This is a genomic window from Leptothrix discophora, from assembly GCF_030705305.1.
GTDB lineage: Bacteria > Pseudomonadota > Gammaproteobacteria > Burkholderiales > Burkholderiaceae_C > Sphaerotilus > Sphaerotilus discophorus.
The window spans coordinates 223048-245365 of the sequence record NZ_JAUZEE010000006.1 but is presented as its reverse complement, the minus strand read 5'-3'; the positions used below and the strand labels follow the sequence as shown (position 1 = coordinate 245365).

At 71.3% G+C, this 22318-nt stretch carries 17 protein-coding genes; 8 read left to right on the top strand and 9 right to left on the bottom strand.

Annotated elements, in window-relative coordinates:
• Positions 1 to 22: 22 nt before the first annotated feature.
• Complete coding sequence (locus Q8X39_RS13095; protein WP_305750124.1) at positions 23 to 715, top strand: YggS family pyridoxal phosphate-dependent enzyme; 693 nt, start codon at positions 23 to 25, stop codon at positions 713 to 715.
• 22 nt (positions 716 to 737) lie between these two features.
• Here Q8X39_RS13095 and Q8X39_RS13090 read toward each other — a convergent pair whose 3' ends face one another.
• A complete protein-coding gene (locus Q8X39_RS13090) occupies positions 738 to 1208 on the bottom strand; it encodes an Lrp/AsnC ligand binding domain-containing protein (protein ID WP_305750123.1) in 471 nt (156 codons plus the stop codon).
• Positions 1209 to 1318: 110 nt separating this feature from the next.
• Here Q8X39_RS13090 and Q8X39_RS13085 point away from each other — a divergent pair, with 110 nt between their 5' ends.
• The 5 genes from Q8X39_RS13085 (at position 1319) to Q8X39_RS13065 (ending at position 7838) form a co-directional block, all read left to right on the top strand.
• Positions 1319 to 4483, top strand: coding sequence for an L-glutamate gamma-semialdehyde dehydrogenase (locus tag Q8X39_RS13085; protein ID WP_305750122.1), 3165 nt, complete (start codon positions 1319 to 1321; stop codon positions 4481 to 4483).
• Positions 4484 to 4524: 41 nt separating this feature from the next.
• On the top strand, positions 4525 to 5358 hold the full coding sequence (gene proC / locus Q8X39_RS13080; RefSeq protein WP_305750121.1) for a pyrroline-5-carboxylate reductase: 834 nt from the start codon (positions 4525 to 4527) through the stop codon (positions 5356 to 5358).
• Between the two features lie 138 nt (positions 5359 to 5496).
• Positions 5497 to 6786, top strand: a complete 1290-nt coding sequence (locus tag Q8X39_RS13075; RefSeq protein WP_305750120.1) for a Glu/Leu/Phe/Val family dehydrogenase — start codon at positions 5497 to 5499, stop codon at positions 6784 to 6786.
• Between the two features lie 135 nt (positions 6787 to 6921).
• Positions 6922 to 7410, top strand: a complete 489-nt coding sequence (locus Q8X39_RS13070) for a hemerythrin domain-containing protein (RefSeq protein WP_305750119.1) — start codon at positions 6922 to 6924, stop codon at positions 7408 to 7410.
• Between the two features lie 143 nt (positions 7411 to 7553).
• Positions 7554 to 7838: a hypothetical protein gene (locus Q8X39_RS13065; protein WP_305750118.1), complete on the top strand. Its 285-nt coding sequence runs from the start codon at positions 7554 to 7556 to the stop codon at positions 7836 to 7838.
• A gap of 28 nt (positions 7839 to 7866) precedes the next feature.
• Here the strand turns inward: Q8X39_RS13065 and Q8X39_RS13060 are convergent, their stop codons facing one another.
• From Q8X39_RS13060 to Q8X39_RS13025, 8 genes are all read right to left on the bottom strand, one after another.
• Positions 7867 to 9240, bottom strand: a complete 1374-nt coding sequence (locus Q8X39_RS13060) for a methyl-accepting chemotaxis protein (RefSeq protein ID WP_305750117.1) — start codon at positions 9238 to 9240, stop codon at positions 7867 to 7869.
• A gap of 52 nt (positions 9241 to 9292) precedes the next feature.
• Entirely contained in the window at positions 9293 to 10006 is a 714-nt protein-coding gene (locus tag Q8X39_RS13055) for an RNA polymerase sigma factor FliA (protein WP_305750116.1), read from the bottom strand.
• A 14-nt stretch (positions 10007 to 10020) separates the two neighbouring features.
• Positions 10021 to 10878, bottom strand: a complete 858-nt coding sequence (locus Q8X39_RS13050) for a flagellar biosynthesis protein (RefSeq protein ID WP_305750115.1) — start codon at positions 10876 to 10878, stop codon at positions 10021 to 10023.
• Positions 10879 to 10940: 62 nt separating this feature from the next.
• On the bottom strand, positions 10941 to 12674 hold the full coding sequence (flhF, locus tag Q8X39_RS13045) for a flagellar biosynthesis GTPase FlhF (RefSeq protein ID WP_305750114.1): 1734 nt from the start codon (positions 12672 to 12674) through the stop codon (positions 10941 to 10943).
• 76 nt (positions 12675 to 12750) lie between these two features.
• Complete coding sequence (flhA, locus tag Q8X39_RS13040) at positions 12751 to 14781, bottom strand: flagellar biosynthesis protein FlhA (RefSeq protein WP_305750192.1); 2031 nt, start codon at positions 14779 to 14781, stop codon at positions 12751 to 12753.
• 77 nt (positions 14782 to 14858) lie between these two features.
• Positions 14859 to 16007, bottom strand: a complete 1149-nt coding sequence (gene flhB, locus Q8X39_RS13035) for a flagellar biosynthesis protein FlhB (protein WP_305750113.1) — start codon at positions 16005 to 16007, stop codon at positions 14859 to 14861.
• Positions 16008 to 16128: 121 nt separating this feature from the next.
• Entirely contained in the window at positions 16129 to 17415 is a 1287-nt protein-coding gene (locus Q8X39_RS13030; protein WP_305750112.1) for an HD-GYP domain-containing protein, read from the bottom strand.
• Positions 17416 to 17633: 218 nt separating this feature from the next.
• Positions 17634 to 18314: a c-type cytochrome gene (locus tag Q8X39_RS13025; protein ID WP_305750111.1), complete on the bottom strand. Its 681-nt coding sequence runs from the start codon at positions 18312 to 18314 to the stop codon at positions 17634 to 17636.
• A gap of 276 nt (positions 18315 to 18590) precedes the next feature.
• On the opposite strand from Q8X39_RS13025, the gene Q8X39_RS13020 reads away from it, so the two are divergent.
• Together Q8X39_RS13020 and Q8X39_RS13015 are read left to right on the top strand one after the other, a co-directional pair.
• On the top strand, positions 18591 to 19526 hold the full coding sequence (locus Q8X39_RS13020; protein ID WP_305750110.1) for a LysR substrate-binding domain-containing protein: 936 nt from the start codon (positions 18591 to 18593) through the stop codon (positions 19524 to 19526).
• Between the two features lie 131 nt (positions 19527 to 19657).
• Positions 19658 to 22282, top strand: a complete 2625-nt coding sequence (locus tag Q8X39_RS13015) for a putative bifunctional diguanylate cyclase/phosphodiesterase (RefSeq protein WP_305750109.1) — start codon at positions 19658 to 19660, stop codon at positions 22280 to 22282.
• The last annotated feature ends 36 nt before the right edge of the window (positions 22283 to 22318 follow it).

Below are 22318 nucleotides of genomic sequence, written 5' to 3'. Positions count from 1 at the left end.
AGTTGGTCTAATCCGGACGATTATGCAGACGATCACCTCTCGCTTGGGCTGCGTTCAGGCCCGTCTTGAGCAGGCTTGCCGGGAGGCTGGCCGGCCCGTCGACGCCGTGCAGTTGCTGGCCGTCAGCAAGACCCAGCCGGCCGAGGCGGTGCGGGCCGCGCACGCGGCGGGACAGCGGGCCTTCGGCGAGAACTACGTGCAGGAAGCGCTCGACAAGATCGCCGCCTTGGCCGACCTGCGCAGCCAGCTCGAATGGCACCTGATCGGGCCCTTGCAGGGCAACAAGACGCGCGTCGTCGCCGAGGCCTTCGACTGGGTCCACGGCATCGACCGCCTGAAGATCGCCGAGCGCCTGAACGCGCAGCGCCCCGCCACGCTGGCACCGCTGCAGGTCTGCCTGCAGGTCAACATCAGCGGCGAGGCCAGCAAGAGCGGCCTCGCGCCGGCCGAGGTGGCCGACGTCGCCCGGGCGGTCGCCGCCCTGCCCCGCCTGCGCCTGCGCGGGCTCATGGCCATCCCCGAGCCGGCCGACGACGTCGCGGCCCAGCGCGTCCCGCACCGCGCCCTGCGCGAGCTGATCGAGCGGCTGCGCGAGGGCGGCCTGCACGGCCTGGACACCCTGTCGATGGGCATGAGCGCCGACCTCGAAGCGGCGGTGCTCGAGGGCGCGACGATCGTGCGGATCGGCACGGCGATCTTCGGCGCGCGGGGCTGACGGGCCCCGCCCGGGCGGCGCCTCAGATGTCGATCGACGCGGTGTTCTTGACCTCTTCCATCACCACGTAGGTGCGCGTCTCGCGCACGCCGGGCAGGGTCCAGATGACGCTGCCGATGAACTCGCGGTAGGCAGCCATGTCGGCCACGCGGGTCTTGAGCAGGTAGTCGAAGCCGCCGGCCACGAGGTGGGCCTCGAGGATCTCGGGGCGGACCTGCACGGCGGCCTTGAAGGTGTCCATCACGTCGTGGACGGTGCGGTCGAGCAGCACTTCCACGAAGACCATCAGCCCGGCGTCCAGCAGCTTCGGGTTCAAGCGTGCCTCGTAGCCCAGCACGTAGCCGTCGCGGGTCAGGCGGCGCACCCGTTCGAGCACCGCCGTGGGCGACAGGTGCACCGCCTCGGCCAGCTTCAGGTTGGAGATGCGGCCGTCGGTCTGCAACAGGCGCAGGATCTTGCGGTCGGTCTTGTCGAGGTCGGCGATGGTCTTCATGGCTCCCTGCGGGATTGGATTTCTTGCGGTGCAGTCCATCATCTTTGGCGAAAGATTCATGCAAGGCAAGCGTACTGTTGCGGCATTCACCAGAGACACCGAGGTTCGCGATGATCCACACCCCCACCACCCAGAGCCCGTCGCTGCCGCCGACCGCGCTGCCGTCTGGGCTGCCGTCTCCGCTGCCGTCACCGCTGGCCGCCGACCGCCTGCCCTCGCCGCTGCGCGACGAGGCCGAGCAAGTTCAGCGCCTGCTGGGCGTGCTGACCGGGCCGGCCGCCAGCCTGCCGCTGGACTGGTCGCGGGTGATGGCCACCGCTGCGCCCTGGGTCGAGGCGGTGCGACGCCAGCCCGCGCCGTTCTGGGCGCTGGAATCGCTGCTGCACGAATACCCGATCTCCAGCGCCGAGGGCCTGGCGCTGATGCGGCTGGCCGAGGCGCTGCTGCGCGTGCCCGACACCGCCACCGCCATCGCGCTGACCGCCGACCAGCTCGGCCGGGCCGACTTCAGCGCCCATGCCGCCGAACAGCAGCGCAGCGGCACGAGCGCGCATCCGCTGGTCGCGGCGCTGGCGGCACGCTCGCTGGACTTCTCCCGCAAGCTGCTGCCCGAATCCGACGGCGCCGGCCAGCCCGGCCTGCTGCAGCGCCTGGGTGCGCAGACGGTGGTGGCGGCGACGGTGCGCGCCATCCAGTTGCTGGGCCGCCAGTTCGTGCTGGGCCAGTCCATCGGCGAGGCCCTGAAGATTGCCCGCGCCGAGCGGGCCGAGCACCACGGCCGGGTCCACAGCTTCGACATGCTCGGCGAAGGCGCCCGCACCGACGAGGACGCGCAGCGCTACCTGGCGGCCTACCACGGCGCCATCGCCGCGATCGGCGCGCAGGGCCGGGCCGCCTCGCCGGAGGGCGCCGACGGCATCTCGATCAAGCTGTCGGCGCTGGATGCCCGCTACGAGGCCGCCCACGCTGACACGGTCGCCGCCCGGCTGCTGCCGCGCGTGATCGGCCTGGTCGACGCGGCCGCGCAGGCCAACATCAACCTGACGCTGGATGCCGAGGAGAGCGAGCGCCTGGAGCTGTCGCTGTGGGTGCTGGACGCGCTGGCGGCGCACGCGCGGCGCACCCATCCGCAGTGGCAGGGCCTGGGCCTGGCGGTGCAGGCCTACCAGACCCGCGCGCTGGACACGGTGGCCGCGGTCGTCGCCATCGCCCGTGCGCACGGCCGCCGCCTGATGGTGCGGCTGGTCAAGGGCGCCTACTGGGACAGCGAGATCAAGCGGGCCCAGGAGCTGGGGCTGGCCGCCTACCCGGTCTGGACCGACAAGCGCCACACCGACCTGAGCTACCTGGCCTGCGCGCAGGCGCTGCTGGCCGCACCGGACTGCGTCTACGCCCAGTTCGCGACCCACAACGCGGCGACGCTGGCCGCCATCCTGCAAATGGCGCAGCCGCCGGTCGGCACGGCCCGCAGCGGCGTGCCGCGCTACGAGTTCCAGCGCCTGCACGGCATGGGCGAGGCGGTGCACCGCGAGGTCGAGGCCAGCCTGGCCGGCCTGCCGGACGCGCCGCCGCTGCGCATCTACGCGCCGGTCGGCGAGCACCGCGACCTGCTGGCCTACCTGGTGCGCCGGCTGCTGGAGAACGGTGCCAACAGCTCCTTCGTCCACCAGCTGGCCGATCCGACGGTCGACCTGCCGACGCTGCTGGCCTCGCCGCTGCTGCCGCCGGCCCGGTCGACCCTGCCCCTGCCGCGCCAGCTCTACGGCGCCGCCCGCCCGAACAGCGAGGGCCGCGACCCGCACATCGCCGCGCACCGGCTGGCACTGCTGGCGGCGGTCGAGGCACGCGGCCGGCGCGGCCTGGACCGGCCGGCCGACGCCAGCGTCGCCGACGCGTCTGCCGCGATGCAGGCGCTGGCCCGCTTCCAGCCGAGCTGGAACGCGACGCCGCTGGACCATCGCTGCGCCGTGCTGCAGCGCGCCGCCGACCGGCTCGAAGCGCGCCTGGACGACTTCTGCGCGCTGCTGGTCCATGAAGGTGGCAAGACCATCGGCGACGCGGTGGCCGAGGTGCGCGAGGCGATCGACTTCTGCCGCTACTACGCCGAACAGGCCGCGCACCGGCTGGCGCCGCAGGAGCTGCCCGGCCCGACCGGCGAGCGCAACACGCTGCGCCTGCAGGGCCGGGGCGTGTTCGTCTGCATCAGCCCGTGGAACTTCCCGCTGGCGATCTTTGCCGGCCAGGTCGTGGCCGCGCTGGTGGCCGGCAACACGGTGGCGGCCAAGCCGGCCGAACAGACCCCGGCGGTGGCCGCCGCCTTCGTCACGCTGCTGCAGGAAGCCGGCCTGCCGGAGCAGGCGCTCACCTTGCTGCCGGGCCCCGGCGAGAGCGTCGGCGCGGCGCTGGTCGCCCACCCGGCCTGTGGCGGCGTGTGCTTCACCGGCTCGACGGCGGTGGCACGCGCCATCAACCGGACGCTGGCCGACCGGCCCGGCGCGATCGTGCCGCTGATCGCCGAGACCGGCGGGCTCAACGCGATGGTGGTCGATTCGAGCGCGCTGCCCGAGCAGGTCGTCGACGCGGTCGTGCAGAGCGCCTTCCGCAGCGCCGGCCAGCGCTGCTCGGCGCTGCGCCTGCTGTGCGTGCACGAGGAGGTCGCCGACAAGCTGCTGGCGATGCTGGCCGGCGCCATGGCCGAGCTGCGCCTGGGCGATCCGCGCGAGGCGGCCACGAGCTGGGCGGTCGACGTCGGCCCGGTCATCGACGCCGAGGCCCATGCCGGCCTGTCGGCCCACGTCGCCCGCCTGGAAGCCGGCGCCCGCCGCATCGCCCGCACCGCGCTGCCCGCCCGGCTGGCGAACACCCACATCGCGCCGGTGGCCTACGAGCTCGACGGCATCGAGGCCCTGCGCGAGGAGGTCTTCGGCCCGGTGCTGCACGTGGTGCGCTGGACCGGCGCGGTCGACGCGCTGGTCGACCGGATCAATGCGATGGGCTACGGCCTGACGCTGGGCGTGCACAGCCGCATCGACGGCCGTGCCCAGCGCATCGCCGAGCGGGCCCGCGTCGGCAACGTCTACGTCAACCGCAACATGATCGGCGCGGTGGTCGGCGTGCAACCCTTCGGCGGCGAAGGCCAGTCCGGCACCGGCCCCAAGGCCGGCGGCCCGCACTACCTCTACCGCTTCTGCGCCGAACAGACGCTGACGGTCAACACGGCAGCGGCGGGGGGGAATGCGACCTTGCTGGCGGGGCAGCACGCGCCGGGCGCCTGACCCGGCTTGCGCAGCCATTGGCTTGCCTAAACTCACCCGCCATGAACACCAACTCCACCCCCTCCTCCCCCACCCTCGCCTTCATCGGCGGCGGCAACATGGCCAGCGCGATCCTGGGCGGGCTGATCCGCGGCGGCACGCCGGTGGATCGGCTGATCGTGGTCGAGCCCTGGGAGGCGCAACGCGACAAGCTGCGGGCCGACTTCGGCATCGAGGCGCTGGCCGAGGCCGGGCCGGCGCTGGCGCGCGCCGATGCGGTCGTCTGGGCCGTCAAGCCGCAGAGCTTCCAGGACGCCGCCCGGCCGCTGGCCGCGCCGGTCGGCGGGGCGCTGCACCTGTCGGTCATGGCCGGCATCCGCAGCGACGCGATCGCGCAGGCGGCCGGCACCGAGCGGGTCGTGCGCAGCATGCCCAACACGCCGGCGCTGATCGGCATGGGCATCACCGGCCTGTACGCCCGGCCGGCCGTGACGGCCGACGACCGCGCGCTGGTCGAGCACCTGCTGGCCGCCACCGGCGAGCGGGTCTGGGTGCGGCAGGAAAGCGACCTCGACGCGGTCACGGCGCTGTCCGGCTCCGGCCCGGCCTACGTGTTCTATTTCATCGAGACCATGATGGCCGCCGCCGAGCAGATGGGCCTGGGCGCGGAGGCCGGCAAGCAGCTCGCCATCGCCACCTTCGCCGGCGCGACCGAGCTGGCCCGGCGCAGCCCGGAGACCCCGGCGACGCTGCGCGAACGGGTCACGTCCAAGGGCGGAACGACCTACGCCGCGCTCACCGCGCTCAACGAGGCCGGCGTCAACACCGCCTTCATCACCGCGCTGAAGGCCGCGCAGGCACGCGCCCGCGAGCTGGGGGACGAGTTCGGCCGCTGACCGGCCGCACACGGATGAAGCCGACGCCCGGCCGGCATGCCGGCCTTGCATCACGATGACGGACATGGGCGGGCGGCGGCTCCTACATTGGCCGCTCCACCACGGCAGACAAGCCCGCCACGAACGGGCCCACACGACATGTCCCACCAGCCCCTGTCCTACATCCACCCGACCGCCCACAGCCCCTGGAGCACCTACCTGTCCCAGGTCGATCGCGTGTTGCCCTACCTGGGCGACCTGGCACGCTGGGGCGAGACCCTCAAGCGCCCGAAGCGTGCGCTGGTCGTCGACGTGCCCATCGAGATGGACGACGGCAGCGTGCGCCACTTCGAGGGCTACCGCGTCCAGCACAACCTGAGCCGCGGCCCCGGCAAGGGCGGCGTGCGCTACCACCCGGACGTCACGCTGGAAGAGGTGATGGCGCTGTCGGCCTGGATGACGGTCAAGAACGCGGCGGTGAACCTGCCCTACGGTGGCGCCAAGGGCGGCATCCGGGTCGACCCGCGCAGCCTGTCGGTCAAGGAACTGGAGCGCATGACGCGGCGCTACACCAGCGAGATCGGCATCATCATCGGCCCGACCCAGGACATCCCGGCACCGGACGTGGGCACCAACCCGCAGATCATGGCCTGGATGATGGACACCTACTCGATGAACATCGGCGGCTCGGCCAGCGGCGTCGTCACCGGCAAGCCCATCCACCTGGGCGGCTCGCTGGGACGGGTCAAGGCGACCGGGCGTGGCGTGTTCGTCACCGGCCGCGAGGCGGCCCGCCGCATCGGCCTGGACCTGAACGGCGCCAGGGTCATGGTGCAGGGCTTCGGCAACGTCGGCTCGGCGGCGGCCGAGCTGTTCGGCCAGGCCGGCGCGAAGATCGTCGCGGTGCAGGACCACACCGGCACCATCGTCAACCCGAACGGGCTGGACCTGTCGGAGTTGCTGCCGCTGGTCAAGCGCCAGGGCGGCGTGGCGGGCTTCGCCGGCCATGCCAGCGGCGCCGAGCGCATCGACGACGAGGCCTTCTGGGACGTCGACTGCGACGTGCTGATCCCGGCCGCGCTGGAAGGCGTCATCACCCCGGCGCGGGTCGACCGCCTGAAGGCCCGGCTGGTGCTCGAAGGCGCCAACGGCCCGACCCTGCCGGAGGCCGATGACGCGCTGGCCGAACGCGGCGTGCTGGTCGTGCCCGACGTGATCTGCAACGCCGGCGGCGTGACGGTCAGCTACTTCGAGTGGGTGCAGGACTTCTCCAGCTTCTTCTGGAGCGAGGACGAGATCAACCTGCGCCTGGACAAGATCATGGTCGACGCGCTGCGGCGCATCTGGGACACCGCCGACCGGCACCGCATCACGCTGCGCACCGCCACCTTCGCGGTGGCCTGCGAGCGCATCCTGATGGCGCGCCAGGAGCGCGGCCTGTACCCCTGATCGACCGGCGGCCGCGCACCTGGCGCGGCCGTACGTCCGCGCGCGAGGCCCCGGGACTTGTGCTGCCTCAAGGCATCCCGGGGCGGCTTCGGCTAGGCTGCGCCGACTTCTTCGACTGCTGCCCCGGAGCCCCCGATGACCCTGCTCGCCTGGACCGACGAACTGGCCACTGGCCACGCCGAGATGGACCAGACCCACCGCGAGTTCATCGCGCTGCTGGACCGGGTCGAGGCCGTGCGCGAGGCCGACCTGGCGACGCTGTTGCCGGTCTTCGACGCGCTGATCTCGCACACCACCGACCACTTCGGCCGCGAGGACGCGTGGATGCAGGCCAACGGCTTCGCGGCCGAGAACTGCCACAGCCTGCAGCACAGCCAGGTGCTGGCCGTGCTGCACGAGGTCCGCCAGCGCATCGCCGAACAAGGTCAGGTGCAGTTGCTCGGTGAGCTGCTGCCCGGCCTGGTCCAGTGGTTCGACGGCCATGCGCGGGCGGCCGACGCCGGCCTGGCCGCGGTCATCGCCGAGGCCGAACAGGCCCGTGCGCAGGCCGCCGCCGAAGGCCGGCGCTGCGAACCGGCTGCCGCCATCGCCGGCTGCGGCAGCCTGAGCTGCAGCGACGCCTGAAACGTGCCATCTCACGTGTTTCCAGCCTGACATCGGGCTGACAAACCCAGGCGGTGGGACTAGAGTCGACTCCGAACTCGCCGCATCGCCGTCCCTGAAGACCGCGCCGACAGCGTGCGAGGCCCCTCCGGAGGAGACCCGCGATGTCGCTGCAGCAACTCGAGGATTTCAAGCACTGGCACCTGGGCCATGCCCACGGCCACACGGTCGAGACCGCCGCCTGCGATGCCGTCCTCGCGGCCTGGGTGATGGGCTGGATGGCCCTGCCGGTGATGGTGGTGCTGCAGGACTGGGCATGGCTGCCGCTGTCGCTGGCGGCCCACCTGCTGCCGCTGGGCTACTGGCGCCTGCGCCAGCACCTGCATCGACGCGGCCTGCTGCGCTGTGACTGGCTGCACACGGTCCAGCAACGGTCCCGGCCGGGGTGACCGGCGCCGGGCGAGCGGCGCCCGGTCCTCAGAACAGGAATGCCAGCCGCAGCCCGCCCCAGTGCCGTCCGCCGACCTGGATCGGTGCGCTGGCTTCCTTCATCAGCACGTACTGGCCGCCGCCCATGTCGCGGCGGTAGGTCTGCAGCAGGAAGGGCCGCTGGTTGCGGCCGGAGGCCAGGCCCGTGCGGTCGTTGAAGATGCGGCGGTAGCGGCTGTTGGCGGTGTCCCAGGCCAGGTCGCCGCGCTGCGGGTGGCAGTACTTGCGGTTGTGGGTGGCGACGTAGCCGTTGCGGTCGGTGGCGATGCAGAAGACGACCTTCTCGTCCCAGCCCAGCATCGGCTCCTGGATCGCCGGCAGCAGCTCGTCGGACAGCGCCGTGTGGCGGGCGAGGTGCTGCGCCGGAGCCGTGCCGGCCACCGGCTGGTAGCGGTCGTCGAACAGGTCGGCCATGGAGATCCTGCCCTGCGCCAGCGCCTGCTCGAAGGCGGCCGAGACGCGGCCGGCCGCTTCCTGCACGGCGCGGATATAGGGCGTGTCGACGGTCTCCACGCCGCTGCCGGCCAGGTCGTCGATGAGGCTTTCGGACAACTTCAGGAAGCGGTCGCTGCAGCCCATGGCGGAGTCGAGGTTGTTCATGGCGGCCTGCATTTCATCGCCGAGCAGATGGGTCTTGTCGCTCACGGCCGAACAGGTCGTGCGGCTCTGGGCGGCGGCTTCGTCGATGCGGGCCACGCCGGCCTCGACCTGCGCGAAGGCGAGGTGGATGCCGCGCGTGGGCTGGCGATCGGCCTCGACGCGGATGTCCTGCGAGAAGGTCTCGATGCGCTCGTCGAGCTGCTTCAAGGTGCCCATGATGGTCTTGGACGAGGCCTCGACCCGCCCGGCCAGATCCTTGACCGCGTCGGCCACGACGCCGAAGCCGCGGCCCGCCTCGCCGGCGCGCTTGGCCTCGACCGAGGCGTTGAAGGCGACCAGCCGGGTCTGCAAGGCGATCTGGGCGATGTCGCCGGCGGCCGAGGAGACCTGCTGCAACACGGTGACGATGCCGGCGACCTCGTCGGCGACCTGGCGCGCCACGGCACGGGCATGGGCCACGGCGGCCAGGCTGGCCTGGGTCGCGCCGCCGATGGCGTCCTGCGACTGCTGCACGGCTTCGAGCTGGCGGTTGAGCTCGCCGAGCGCCTCGACCTGGCGGATGACGACCTTCTGGGTGTCCTCGATCGCGCCCCGCGCCTGCGCTGCATCGCGGCCGATCTCGGAGGCCTGGCCGGACAGCCGCTCGATGAGGCTGTCCGACAGTGGCGGGACATCGGGCTCGACGGGGATCACGGCGGCCGCATCGGCCAGGGTCGAACGTTGCCGTCCGAGCAGGAAATCGAGCATCGACTGGGCTCCCATGGGGTCTCGTTGCAGCGGCGCCGCGGCGATCGGCCGGGTCGGCCTGTGCCGGTCACCAGGCGCGCAGCTTGGCGCGCAGCCGGGCGATCGACTGGCTGTGCAGCTGGCACACGCGCGACTCGGTCACGCCGAGCACGGCGGCGATTTCCTTGAGGTTCATGTCCTGCTCGTAGTACATGCTCATGACGTACTGCTCGCGTTCGGGCAGGTTCTTGATGGCCTCCACCAGCGCCTGGCGCATGCGGTGGTCGTTGAGCTGGGACAGCGGGTCGCCGCTCTCGTCGGCGACGTGGCGGTCGAGGTAGTCGTTGTCGCCGTCGTCGCCGCCGATGTCCTCCAGGTAGATCAGCTGGGTGCCGCGCACCTTGTTGAGCAGGTCCTGGTACTCGGCCAGCGTGACGCCCATTTCCTTGGCGATCTCGCTTTCCTGCGGCGTGCGGCCCAGGCGCTGTTCGAGGCGGTGCACGGCACCCTCGATGTCGCGCTGGTGCTTGCGGTTGCCGCGGCTCATCCAGTCGGCGCCACGCAGCTCGTCGAGCATGGCCCCGCGGATGCGCTGGGTGGCGAAGGTCTCGAACTGCACGCCCTGGCCGCTGTCGAAGCGGCTCAGTGCATCGGTCAGGCCGATCATGCCGACCTGGATCAGGTCGTCGATCTCGACGTTGGCGGGCAGCTTGGCGATCATCTGGTGCGCCAGCCGACGCACCAGCGGGCTGTACTGCTTCAGCATCGCGTTGACGTCGAGTTGTCCCTTGGCGGTGTACATGTGGGTCTCCGCGATCAGCTCATGGACAGACGGGGGGCCGGCAGCGCGCTGCGCAGTCCGGCGTATTCGGGTTCGCTGGCGCCGAGCACGGCTGCGGCGGTCAGCGAGGCCTCGACCAGCCCCATCAGGGCGCGCGAAGGCGCGGCGGTCGGCGGCTCGGCGGGGTCGACCCGCACGCAGCTGTGCTGCACGCCACCGAGGAACATGTCGGCGCAATGCGCCAGCCGGTCGGCGACGGCCTTGGCGCGCGTCGAGCCGGGTGGCGCGCACAGCAGCAGGTCGTGGCTGAGCCAGTCGGCGCGCTGGGCGAACACCTTCATCGCGGCATAGGCATGGGTCATGGCATCGGGCTGGTCATCGCACAGCACGATCGGACGGGGACGGCTGAGGCCTTCGTCACCCCGGCCGAACAGGCGCGAGATCTCGATCGCGCTGGCATGCACCAGCACGACCTGCGACTGCGGCGCGGCGTCGACCACCGCATCAAGGAAGCCGCGGGTCGAGCCCCGGCTGTCGACCCAGCGCACCGGCAGGCCGCGCGCGGCGAGGTAGTGCACGCGCGAGGACAGCGGCTCGATGCCTTCGGCCAGGTCGAAGCTCGACAGCTCCTCGGGCGGGCCGCCGCGCTCGGACGCGTCGACCAGCAGCGTGTCCAGTTCCATCAGCTCCAGCGCACTGCACAGGCGCTCGATCAGCACGCCGCCGTGGGCGATGAAGGGGTTCGAGACGACCGGGATGAAGCGCAGCGAGCGTTGCGAGAACAGCCGGCGCAGGCCGTCGGCCTGGTCGGCCGGCTGGGTGCGGCGGAAGTTCGGCTGGCCGAGCAGCGTGTCGATCGACGGGCTGGCGGCGTGCTGGATCTTGCTGGCCATGGTGGTGGGTGTGCGTGCTTGGCGGACGAGGCTGGACGACGTGGCGTGGCGGCGGGCGGGGTTCAGGCTTCGCCCCGGCCGCTGCGACCGCTGGCCGGCGCGGCGGCGGCCGGGCGGCTGCTGCGGCGCGGCGACGGCGGTGCCGGCGGGGTCGCGAACAGCAGGTTCACGTCGTTGGCATCGAGCCGCCAGGCCTGCGTGCCGCTGTTGCGCAGCGCACGCTGCATCAGCGCGTGGGCGGTCAGGCGGTGCCAGTCTTCAGGCACGCGCTGGCCGTTGGCCACGGCGACGACCTTGAGGCGGTGGCGGATCAGCGCGTCCAGCGCCGGGCCGAGCTTGACGGCCTCGTCGACCTTGGACAGCACGATGCCCTTGGCCTGGGTGGCCTTGTAGGCGATCAGCACGTCCTCGATGGTCTCGCCCTGCGCGGCGGCGTTGACCACCAGCAGGCGCTTGATCGAGCGGTGCGACAGCATCTCCATCAGCTCGCGGGTGCGCGAGTCGCGCTGGGCCAGGCCGGCGGTGTCGATCAGCACCATCTTCTTGGACGACAGCAGGTCCAGCAGGTCTTCCAGCGCGACGCGGTCGTGCGCGGTGTGGACCGGCACGCCGAGGATGCGGCCGTAGGCGCGCAGCTGCTCGTGGGCGCCGAGACGATAGGCATCCAGCGTGATCAGGCCCAGGTTGGCCGCACCGTGGCGGGTCGCGAAGGCGGCGGCCAGCTTGGCCGTCGAGGTGGTCTTGCCCACGCCGGTCGAGCCGACCAGCGCGAACACGCCGCCCTGGTCCTCGATGGCCGGATCGGCCTCGCCGGTGACCAGGTTGCGTTCGAGGATGTCGGTGGCCCAGGCGGTCTCGTCGGTGACCTCGTCGCCGATGCCGTCGACCAGCTTTCGGATCAGGGCCGGCGAGAAGCCGCAGTCGATCAGCTTGGCGGTCAGCTGGGCCTGCTTCGGGCTCTTCTGCAGGCGCTCCATGAAGGCCAGCGCGCCGAAGCGTTCCTCGATCAGGCCCTTCATCGCGCGCAGCTCGCTCATCATGGCCTGGTCGGCGCTGCCGCTGCGGCTGCTGCCGGCGTGGCCACGGCGCTCGCTGCCGTGCAGCGCGTCGAGTTCGGCCGGCGTGGTCAGGCCGCTGCCGAGGTCGGTGTCCTGCAGCGGCACGGCCGGACGGCTGGCGTGCGAGCTGCTGCGGCGCGCGGTGGCCGGCGCGGCCGCACGGGCCTTGCGCTCGGCCTGCAGCAGGCCTTCATGCATCACGCCCTGGCCCTGGCCGCCGGACTGCGGCGAGACCAGTTCGGCATAGGTCGGCAGGTGTTCGGCCGGCGCGCTGCGCTGGGCCAGGCGCTGCTCGATCGCCTCGGGCGACGCGGGCACCGGCTTCATGGCCTGGGCGCGCATCTCGGCCTGGCGCTTCTTGAGCATGCGCTCGCGCACATAGTCCTGGAAGGACAGCGTGCTCATCGCCAGCTGGCCGACGTCGTCCTGCACCGGCTGTTCCGCACGGGCCTGCGGGACCTGCTCGGCGGCACGGTCGCGCAGGTTGCTGCGGCCTTGGGACGCCGACGGCGCGGGCATCGCGCCGCGCGGGGCGAGCGGGGCCGGACGGGTCACGCCGGCGGCGACGCCTTCACCGAAACGCTCGATCTGCTCGACGCTCTCGGGCGGCATGGCCAGCACCTCGACGCCTTCGCTGCAGGGCTTGGTCGACAGCACCACGGCGTTGTCACCGAAGGCCTGACGGACCTTCTGCATCGCCTCGCGAGAGTTGCGACCGACGAAACGCTTGACGTTCATGCTGCCTCCTGCGGAGCCGTCTCAGGGGTGGCGAAGCCGACCCGGGGGGTACGCCGACAAATGTGCGCGTGGGGGGTCATGCGTTCGCTCCGATGATCGAGCCGATGCGGATCGAGTGGGTGTCTGGGATCTCGCTGTGGCCCAGCACGCGCAGACGGGGCGAGGCCCGCTTGAGCAGCCGGGCAACCGGCGCGCGGATCGAGTCCGGCACCAGCAGGCAGGCCGGGTGGCCGAGGTCTTCCTGGCGGCGGGCGGCATCGGCCGCGCCACGCGAGAGGTGATCGGCCACGCCGGGGTCGAGCACCGCGCCGTGCGGCGAGTTGAGGGCCTGCGACAGCAGGCGTTCCAGCTCGGGCTCGATCGCGATGACGTCCAGCTCGCGCTGGCTGCCGTAGATCTGCTGGACGATGGCCGGGGCCAGCGCGATGCGCAGGCGGCGGGCCAGCTCGGCCGGGTCGGCCAGCTGGCCGGCGTGCTCGGCGAGGGCCTCGATGATCGAGCGCATGTCGCGGATGTGCACGCCCTCTTCCAGCAGCAGCTGGAGGACTTTTTGCAGGGGTGCGATGGCGATCATCTTGGGAACCACGTCTTCGATCAGCTTGGGTGCCAGCTTGGTCACATGTTCGACCAGGGCCTGGGTCTCGATGCGGCCCAGCAGACGGGCCGCGTGCATTTGCATCAAGTGTGAGAGATGGGTCGCCACGACGGTCGAGGAATCAACCACCGTGTACCCCGCCATTTGGGCGCTTTCGCGCTGCCGGTCGTCGATCCAGGTGGCCGGCAGGCCGAAGGCCGGATCGGTGGTCGTCGCGCCCTGGAGCGCCAGCGTGGCGTGGCCGGGATTGATCGCCAGGTGCATGCCGGGGAAGGCCTCGCCCTCGCCGATCACGGCGCCGCGCAGCGTGATGCGGTACATGCTGGGCTTGAGTTCGAGGTTGTCGCGGATGTGGACCGCCGGCGGCAGGAAGCCGACCTCCTGGGCGAACTTCTTGCGCACGCCGCGGATGCGGTTGAGCAGGTCGCCGCCACGGCCCTTGTCGACCAGCGCGATCAGGCGGTAGCCGACCTCCATGCCCAGCGTGTCGACCGGCTGCAGGTCGTCCCAGCTGGCCTCGGCATTCGGATTGACCGGTGGCGGCGCGGCCTCGGCCGGCGGCGGCGCGGACTTCTTGCGCTCGGCCTCCTTGAACATCCAGCGCGCCAGCGCGCCCAGGCCCCCGGCGATCAGCAGGAAGACGATGTGCGGCATGCCCGGGATCACGCCCAGCAGGCCGATCACGCCGGCCACGATCGCCACTGAGTGCGGCGAGCGGAACATCTGGCCGACGATCTGGGTGCCGACGTCCTGGTCCTTGCCCACGCGGGAGACGACCATTGCCGAGGCGACCGAGATCAGCAGCGCCGGGATCTGCGCGACCAGCGCATCGCCGACCGCCAGCAGGATGTAGCTGCTGGCCGCCTCGCCGGCGCCCAGGCCGTGCTGGGCCATGCCGATGATGAAGCCGCCGATGATGTTGATGAACAGGATCAGGATGCCGGCGATGGCATCGCCACGCACGAACTTGCTGGCACCGTCCATGGAGCCGAAGAACTCGGCCTCTTCCTGGACCTCGACGCGGCGGCGCTTGGCCTCCTTCTCGTCGATGTTGCCGGCGTTCAGGTCGGCGTCGATCGCCATCTGCTTGCCGGGCATCGCGTCCAGCGTGAAGCGGGCGCCGACCTCGGCGATGCGCTCGGCACCCTTGGTGATGACGACGAAGTTGATGACCACCAGGATCGCGAACACGATCAGGCCGACCGCGAAGTTGCCGCCGATCAGGAAGTGGCCGAAGCTCTCGATCACCGCGCCGGCCGCGCCCGGGCCGGTGTGGCCTTCCATCAGCACGACGCGGCTGGAGGCCACGTTCAGCGACAGCCGCAGCAGCGTGGTCAGCAGCAGCACCGTCGGGAAGGCCGCGAAGTCCAGCGGCTTGATCATGTAGGACGCCACCAGCATCACCATCAGCGCGGTGGCGATGTTGAAGGTGAAGAACAGGTCGAGCGCGAAGGCCGGCAGCGGCAGCACCATCATCGCCAGCACGAGGATGATCAGCAGCGGCGCGGCCATGCCCTTGATGGCGGCGGTGTTGGCGCCAAAGGCCCGTTGCAGCGGGGCCAGGAACGGCAGGGCGTTGTCGAGCTTCATCACGCTTGGGCGGTCTTGACGTTATGGGGATCGAGTTCCGGCGGCACCGGGATCGCCGGCAGGTCGGCCGGCCAGGGCGCACGCCCGGCCAGCGCGGCACGCAGCTGGAACACGTGGGCCAGCACCTGGGCCACGGCGCTGTAGAGCGCGTACGGAATCTCGCGGTCGATCTCGCCGTGCGCGTACAGCGCCCGCGCCAGCGGCGGGGCCTGCAGCACCGGCACCTTGGCCTCGCGGGCGACGTCGCGGATCTTCATGGCCAGCAGGTCGGCACCCTTGGCGACGACGCGCGGCGCGGACTGCTTGCCGTCCTCGTACTTCAGCGCCACGGCGTAGTGGGTCGGGTTCATCACGACCAGGTCGGCGCTGGGCACGGCCGCCAGCATGCGGCGGCGCGAGGCCTCGCGCATGCGTTGGCGCAGGCGGCCCTTCAGCTCCGGGCTGCCTTCTTGCTGCTTGTGCTCTTCCTTGATCTCCTGGAGGCTCATCTTGAGCTGCGAGGTGTGCATGAAGCGCTGCAGCGGCACGTCGACCGCGGCGAACAGCGCCAGCACGATCAGCAGCAGCCAGAGGCCCGAGGCGATGCGATCGCCCGCCGCCGCGAAGGCCGCCGGCAGCGGCATCGACTGGGTCAGCGCGAAGTCGCCGAGGTGGTTCCACAGGTAGGCCGCGCCAATGGCGCCCAGCAGCAGCGCCAGCAGGCAGGCCTTGAGCGTCTCGACGATCTGCTGCTTGGAGACGATGCGGCCCAGGCCGGCCAGCGGGTTGAGCTTGGAGAACTTGGGCGCCAGCGGCTTGAGGGTGAAGTTCCAGCCGCCCGAGATCACCGCCGCGGCCAGCGCCACCAGCCCGGTGACGATGCCCAGGCCCAGCCCGATCAGCAGGGCCGGCGCGATCAGCTGGCCCAGGCGTTCCTGCATCAGGCGCGGCTCGGTGACCGCGTGGACGTCGAAGCGCAGGCCCGCGCCCATCAGGTCGCGCAGCCATTGCGTCACCGACGGTGCGGCCATCAGCACCAGGCCCAGGCCGCCGGCGATGACGGCGAAGTGCCCCAGGTCACGCGAACGCGCGACCTGGCCATCCTCGCGGGCCTGCTTGAGGCGCCGCTCGGTGGGGGGCAACTGTTTCTCTTGTGCGCTGTCGGCCATGAACGGTCCACTCCGGGTACCGTCCGATTGTTCGCAGCCCGCGCCGGAACTTGAGCGCGATAAGCGCCGGGAAAACCGCGCTTTACCGCCTCGGGGCGGTCAATGGCCGATCAGCGGCCCATCAGCGACGCGGCAGCGCGCCGTCGATCCACAGGTCGTTGATCAGTTCGGCCTTCCAGCGCTCGGCCGGCTCGACGCCGACGATGCGGTCGGCCCCGCGCGCGAGGTCGACCGTCTCGGGCGCGATCGGCAGTTCCGAGCGGCTCGAGAAGAAGACCTTGACGCGCGGCGTCAGCAGCGATCCCTCGCTCTGTTCGAGCACCACGCCGATGCGGCCCGATTCCAGCTTCACCACCGTGCCGACCGGGTAGATGCCCACGGTCTTGACGAACGCCTGGAAGATCGCCGGGTCGAAATGGCCCTTCCACTGCGCCATCTGGCGGACCGCCTCGCCCGGGTCCCAGGCACCCTTGTAGGGCCGCACCGAGGTGACCGCGTCGTAGACGTCGCAGACCGCGCCCATGCGGGCGTGGATGCTGATCTGTTCGGCCTTCAGCCCCTTCGGGTAGCCCGCGCCGTCGACCTTCTCGTGGTGGTGCAGGCAGACGTCGAGCACCATCGACGGCGGTGCCCCGGCAGCGACCAGCATCTCGTGGCCCCAGACCGGGTGCATCTTCATGATGCGGAACTCGTCGTCGGTCAGGCGACCGTTCTTGTTCAGGATGGCCAGCGGGATGCGGGCCTTGCCCATGTCGTGCAGCAGGCCGGACAGGCCGGCGATGCGGACCTCGTCGTCGGACAGCTTGAGCGTGCGCGACAGCGCGACCATCAGCGTGCAGACGGCGACCGAGTGCAGGTAGGTGTACTCGTCCTGAGTCTTGAGCCGCACCAGGCTGGCCAGCGCGCCCTGGTTGCGCGTGACCGATCCGATGATGTCGTCGACCAGCGGCATGCAGCCGTCGACCTGCAGCACGCGGCCCATGCGGGCATCGGCATAGAGGCTGGAGACCTGCTGCTTGGCCAGGTCGACGATGCGCGCGGCGCGGCCATATTCATCGACCGCGCGGCAGGCCGCGAAGTTGCCGGGCGCGACCGGCGCGTGGCGCAGGGGTGCGGGCGTAGCGGGCGTAGCGGGCGTAGCGGTCGACAGGGACTGGTCGGCGACCTCTTCCAGCTCGCGCTCGACCTGCACGGCGACCTCCTGCTCGGTCAGGCCGCCCTCGACGTCGTGGCCACGCGAGATGTCGATCCAGACCTCGGCGATGCCGCACTCGCGCACGCGCCGCAGGTCATCGGGATCCTGGAGCAGGAACTTCTTGCGCCAGAAGGGATGGTCCATCCAGGAGCCACACAGCTCATGGAGGAACATGCCCAGCCGGAGCTGGTCGACGGGAATACGCTTGAGCATCGAAGGTGAGGGGCTGCGGACGGCCGACTGCAGGCTCGGGTCGCCGTCTTCCCAGTATCGGCCGATGGCCCTGCGAACTGAGCGCGCCAGCCCCGCCGAACTGCACGGAAATCAAAGGATCGCCAGAACGCGGGCGTGAAAAAGCCCGGCCGGGGCCGGGCTTGTTCAGTTGCCGTTCGAACCGGATGCCGGTCCGCAGCGCCCGAGACGGTGTCGGGTCAGCGGAACTTGGCGTTCTGCTTGATCGACAGCTCGCTGGGCAGCGAGGCGATGTACTTGGCGATGGCCTTCAGCTCGGCGTCGGTGAACTGCTTGACCTGGCCGCCCATGATCGCGTTGGCGCGGCCGACGTTCTGGTTGCCCTCGATCTTGTAGGCGCGCAGCGCGACGTACAGGTAGTCGGCCGGCTGGCCACCCAGCTTCGGGATCGACGCCGGATCGGCCGGCTTGCTGTAGCTGTCGCCGTGGCAGCCGGCGCAGGCGCCCTTGGTCAGCAGCTCGGCCACCGGGCCGGTCGGCTGGGCCGCCGGGGCGGCCGTCACGCCCTCGCCGTGCGAGGCGTAGTAGGCGGCCAGATCGGCCTTGTCCTGATCGGTCAGCGAACCGGCGATGCCGCGCATCGTCGGGTGCTTGCGATCGCCCTTCTGGTAGGCGGTCAGGGACGACACGATGTAGCCGGCGCCCTGGCCCGAGATCATCGGCACCTGGTAGACCTCGGGGAAGCTGGCGCGGTAGCCAGGGATGCCGTGGCAGCCGATGCACATGGCCGCCTTGGTCTTGCCGGCAGCCACGTCACCCTTGACTTCCTGGGCCTGAACGGTCGAGACACCGCCGACCAGGGTCAGCGTCGCGAAGGTCACCGCCCGCAGGACAGCGTGCGCAGAGTGCAATTTCTTCATGGGGTTATCTTGATGCCGGTCATTGATACCAACCCGCAATTATAGGAAGCCGTTACGGGCCGTCACCTCCGGCCCACGTCGGGCCGGCATCGGGCGATGCCATGGCACCACACTGGACCGGTCGACCGGACCGGCTCCCCGGGTAGATCCGGGTGCCTGAAAGACGCGCGACGGCGCCTCGGCAGGCACCGTTTTTCAGCACAATCGTCGCCATCGATCGGGTGCGGTCCGTCCATGCATCCGGCTTCGGACCTCCCCACGACCGGCACGAACGAGATGACCCTCACCGAACTGCGCTACATCGTCGCCGTCGCCCGCGAGCGCCATTTCGGCCGCGCCGCCGAGGCCTGTTTCGTCTCGCAGCCGACGCTGTCGGTGGCGATCAAGAAGCTGGAAGAGGAACTCGAGGTCAAGCTGTTCGAGCGCGGCGGCAGCGAGGTCAGCGTGACCCCGCTGGGCGAGGAGATCGTCCGGCAGGCCCAGGCCACGCTGGAGAACGCCGCGTCGATCAAGGAGATCGCCCGGCGCGGCAAGGACCCGCTGGCCGGCCCCTTGCGGCTGGGCGTGATCTACACCATCGGCCCCTACCTGCTGCCCGACCTGGTGCGCAAGGCCATCGAGCGGGTGCCGCAGATGCCGCTGATGCTGCAGGAAAACTTCACCGTCCGCCTGCTGGAGATGCTGCGCACCGGCGAACTGGACTGCGCCATCCTGGCCGAGCCCTTCCCCGACACCGGCCTGGCGATCGCGCCGCTGTACGACGAGCCCTTCGTCGTCGCGATGCCCGAGAAGCACCCGCTGGCCACGCGCGAATCGATCAGCTCGACCGAGCTGAAGCAGGAGACCATGCTGCTGCTGGGCACCGGCCACTGCTTCCGTGACCACGTGCTGGAGGTCTGCCCCGAGTTCGCCCGCTTCGCCAGCGATGCCGAGGGCATCCGCAAGAGCTTCGAGGGCTCGTCGCTGGAGACCATCAAGCACATGGTCGCCTCGGGCATGGGCATCACCGTGGTGCCGCGCCTGTCGATGCCGCGCAGCGGCCACAGCGACAGCCCGCCGCTGGTGCGCTACGTGCCCTTCACCGAACCGGTGCCGACCCGCCGGGTCGTGCTGGCCTGGCGCCGCACCTTCACCCGCTACGAGGCCATCGCCGCGCTGCGCAACGCGATCTACGCCTGCGAGCTGGCCGGCGCGAAGCGGCTGACCGACTGACGGCCTGAGCGCACCAACCGGCAAGGCATCACGCCCGCGCCGGAGTCGGCAGAACCGGGCCTCAAGTGCCGGATCGGGCGGCCGAAACAGCGATCACGACCGACCGCTCTCCCTGGCGGCGTCGAGACCGCATGCCAGAGCCCACGCCCACGTCCCCCGCGTCCCGCCCGCCGCCCCGTCCCTCGTCCAGCCGCGCCGCCGGACCGGCGTCGCGCCCGGCCGCCTCCGAGCGACGTCGCCAGACCCGCCGGGCGGACGACCGACCGCCGAGATCGCCGCGTCCCGATGCCGACCAGCGCGCCAGCGCCGACCTGATGCGCCTGCGCCAGGCCGACGCGCTGCAGCGCCACCTGCCGGCCGCCCTCGGCGCCAGCCTGGTGATCACGCTGCTGCTGGCCGCCTTCGGGCCGCGTGCGGCGATCGATCCGAGCGTCTGGCTCTGGGCCCTGCTGGTGACGGCCATGGAGCTGGCGCTGGCGCAGTTCTGGTGGAACGGACGCCGCGAGCCACGCCGCAAGGTCGGCGCGCCGCTGTTGCGTCGCCTGACCGCCGGCGCCGGCCTGTTCGGCGTGGTCTGGGGACTGATGCCGGGCTGGATGCTGGCGCAGTCCGGCGGCGACCGCAGCCTGGTCACGGCCGGGCTGATCGGCCTGTGCGCCATCGGTTCGGTGACGCTGGCCAGCGTGCCGAATGCCGCCTACGCCTTCCTGGGCGGCCTGAGCGCGGCGCTGCTGGTGACCCAGGGCCTCTATCCCGGCGCATTCGACGGCATCGGCCTGCTGCTGTGGGGCGGCTGCATCGCCGTGCTGGCCAGCGCGGTGCGCTGGACCGCGCAGAGCCTGGCGGCCCGCGTGCGCGCCGAGCACCTGTCACAGCAGCAGGGCGAGCTGATCAGCCTGCTGCTGCGCGACTTCGAGGACCAGGGCGCCGATGTGCTGTGGGAGATCGACGCCGCCGGCCGCCTGCAGCGCGTCACGCGTCGCCTGGCCGGCGCGATCGGCCTGCCGACGAGCGAACTCAACCGCCGGCCGCTGCTGGCGGTGATCCAGCAGCTGCAGCGCGACCTGCCCGACGGCGAGCGCGAATCGCGCGGCCTGCTGCAACGCTGCCTGACCGAAGGCCGGCCGTTCCGCGACCTGCTGGTGCCGCTGATGATCCGCGGCCAGGCCTGCTGGTGGTCGCTGACCGCCAAGCCGCTGACCGACGAGGACGGCACCGCGATGGGCTGGCGAGGGGTTGCCCGCGACGTCACGCAGGCCCGCCTGGCCGACCGCCGGCTGTCCTGGCTGGCCCATTTCGATACCCTCACCGGGCTGACCAACCGGGCCCATTTCCGGGTCCTGCTGGAGGCGTCGATCCAGCGGCTGCGGCCCGGCAGCGCCGGCGGCCGGGGAACACAGGGTGGTGCCGTCCTGTGCATGGACCTGGACAACTTCAAGACCATCAACGACACCTTCGGCCACCCGGCCGGCGACGCGCTGCTGGCCGAGGTCGGCCAGCGCCTGCGCCACTGCCTGCCGCGCGAGGCGGTGGTCGCGCGCCTCGGCGGCGACGAGTTCGCCGTGCTGATCGAGGGCCTGACCGAGACCGCATCGATCGCCGAGCTGACCCAGCGCCTGCTCGACGCGCTGGCCGAGCCGGTGTCGGCGCAGGCCGCCCAGCTGCCGGTGCGCATGAGCATCGGCATCTCGCGCTACCCGGCCGACGGCCTGGCGGTCGATGAGCTGCTGCAGAACGCCGACCTGGCGCTCTACGACGCCAAGTCGCATGCGCCGGGCACCGCCCGCTTCTACGTCCAGCGCCTGGGCGAGCAGGTGCGGCGGCGCCAGATCATGGAACGCGACCTGCGTGACGCGATCGAGCAGGGCCAGCTCTCGCTCGCCTTCCAGCCCAAGATCGAGCTCAAGGGCTGGCGCGTCACCGGCTTCGAGGCGCTGATGCGCTGGCGTCATCCGGTGCACGGCAACATCCCGCCGGTCGAGTTCATCCCGATCGCCGAGGACTGCGGCCTGATCACGACGCTGGGCGAATGGGCGCTGCAGGAGGCTTGCCGCTGCGCCGCGCGCTGGCCGGCCGAGCTGTCGCTGGCGGTCAACCTGTCGCCGGTCCAGCTGATGGCGCAGAACATCGTCAGCCTGGTCGAGTCCACGCTCAAGACCACCGGCCTGGCGGCCCACCGGCTCGAACTGGAGATCACCGAATCGGTCTTCATCCAGGAGAACCGCAGCACCGTGCAGCAGCTGCGCGGGCTGCACGACCTGGGCGTGCGCATCGCGCTGGACGACTTCGGCACCGGCTATTCGTCGCTGGCCTACCTGCGCCGCTTCCCCTTCGACACGCTCAAGATCGACCGGGCCTTCGTGCGCGAGCTGCTGGTCAGCCGGGACGCCCGCGCGATCGTGCGCAACATCGTCGCGCTGGCCAAGTCGCTGCGCATGGCGACCGTCGCCGAGGGCGTCGAGGAACCGGCCCAGGTGCTGGTGCTCGGCGACGAGGGCTGCGACCAGATCCAGGGCTTCCTGGCCGCCCGGCCGATGCCGGCCGAGGAGATCCGCAACTTCCTGCGCAACTGGCGCGACCAGCGTCCGGTGGTGCCGCCCAGCTTCCAGCCCGGCGTGACCGACGCGATGCCCATCGCCTGGAAGGACAGCCTGCCGCTGCAGGCCCAGGGCCTGCCGGCCGCGGCGGTCATCGGCAGCCCCGCCAGCGGCCCGGACGGCGTCGGCCGGGTGACCGCGCCGATGTCGCTGGGCTGAATCGGCGACGTGGCAGTACGGGCGCCGCGGCTGTAC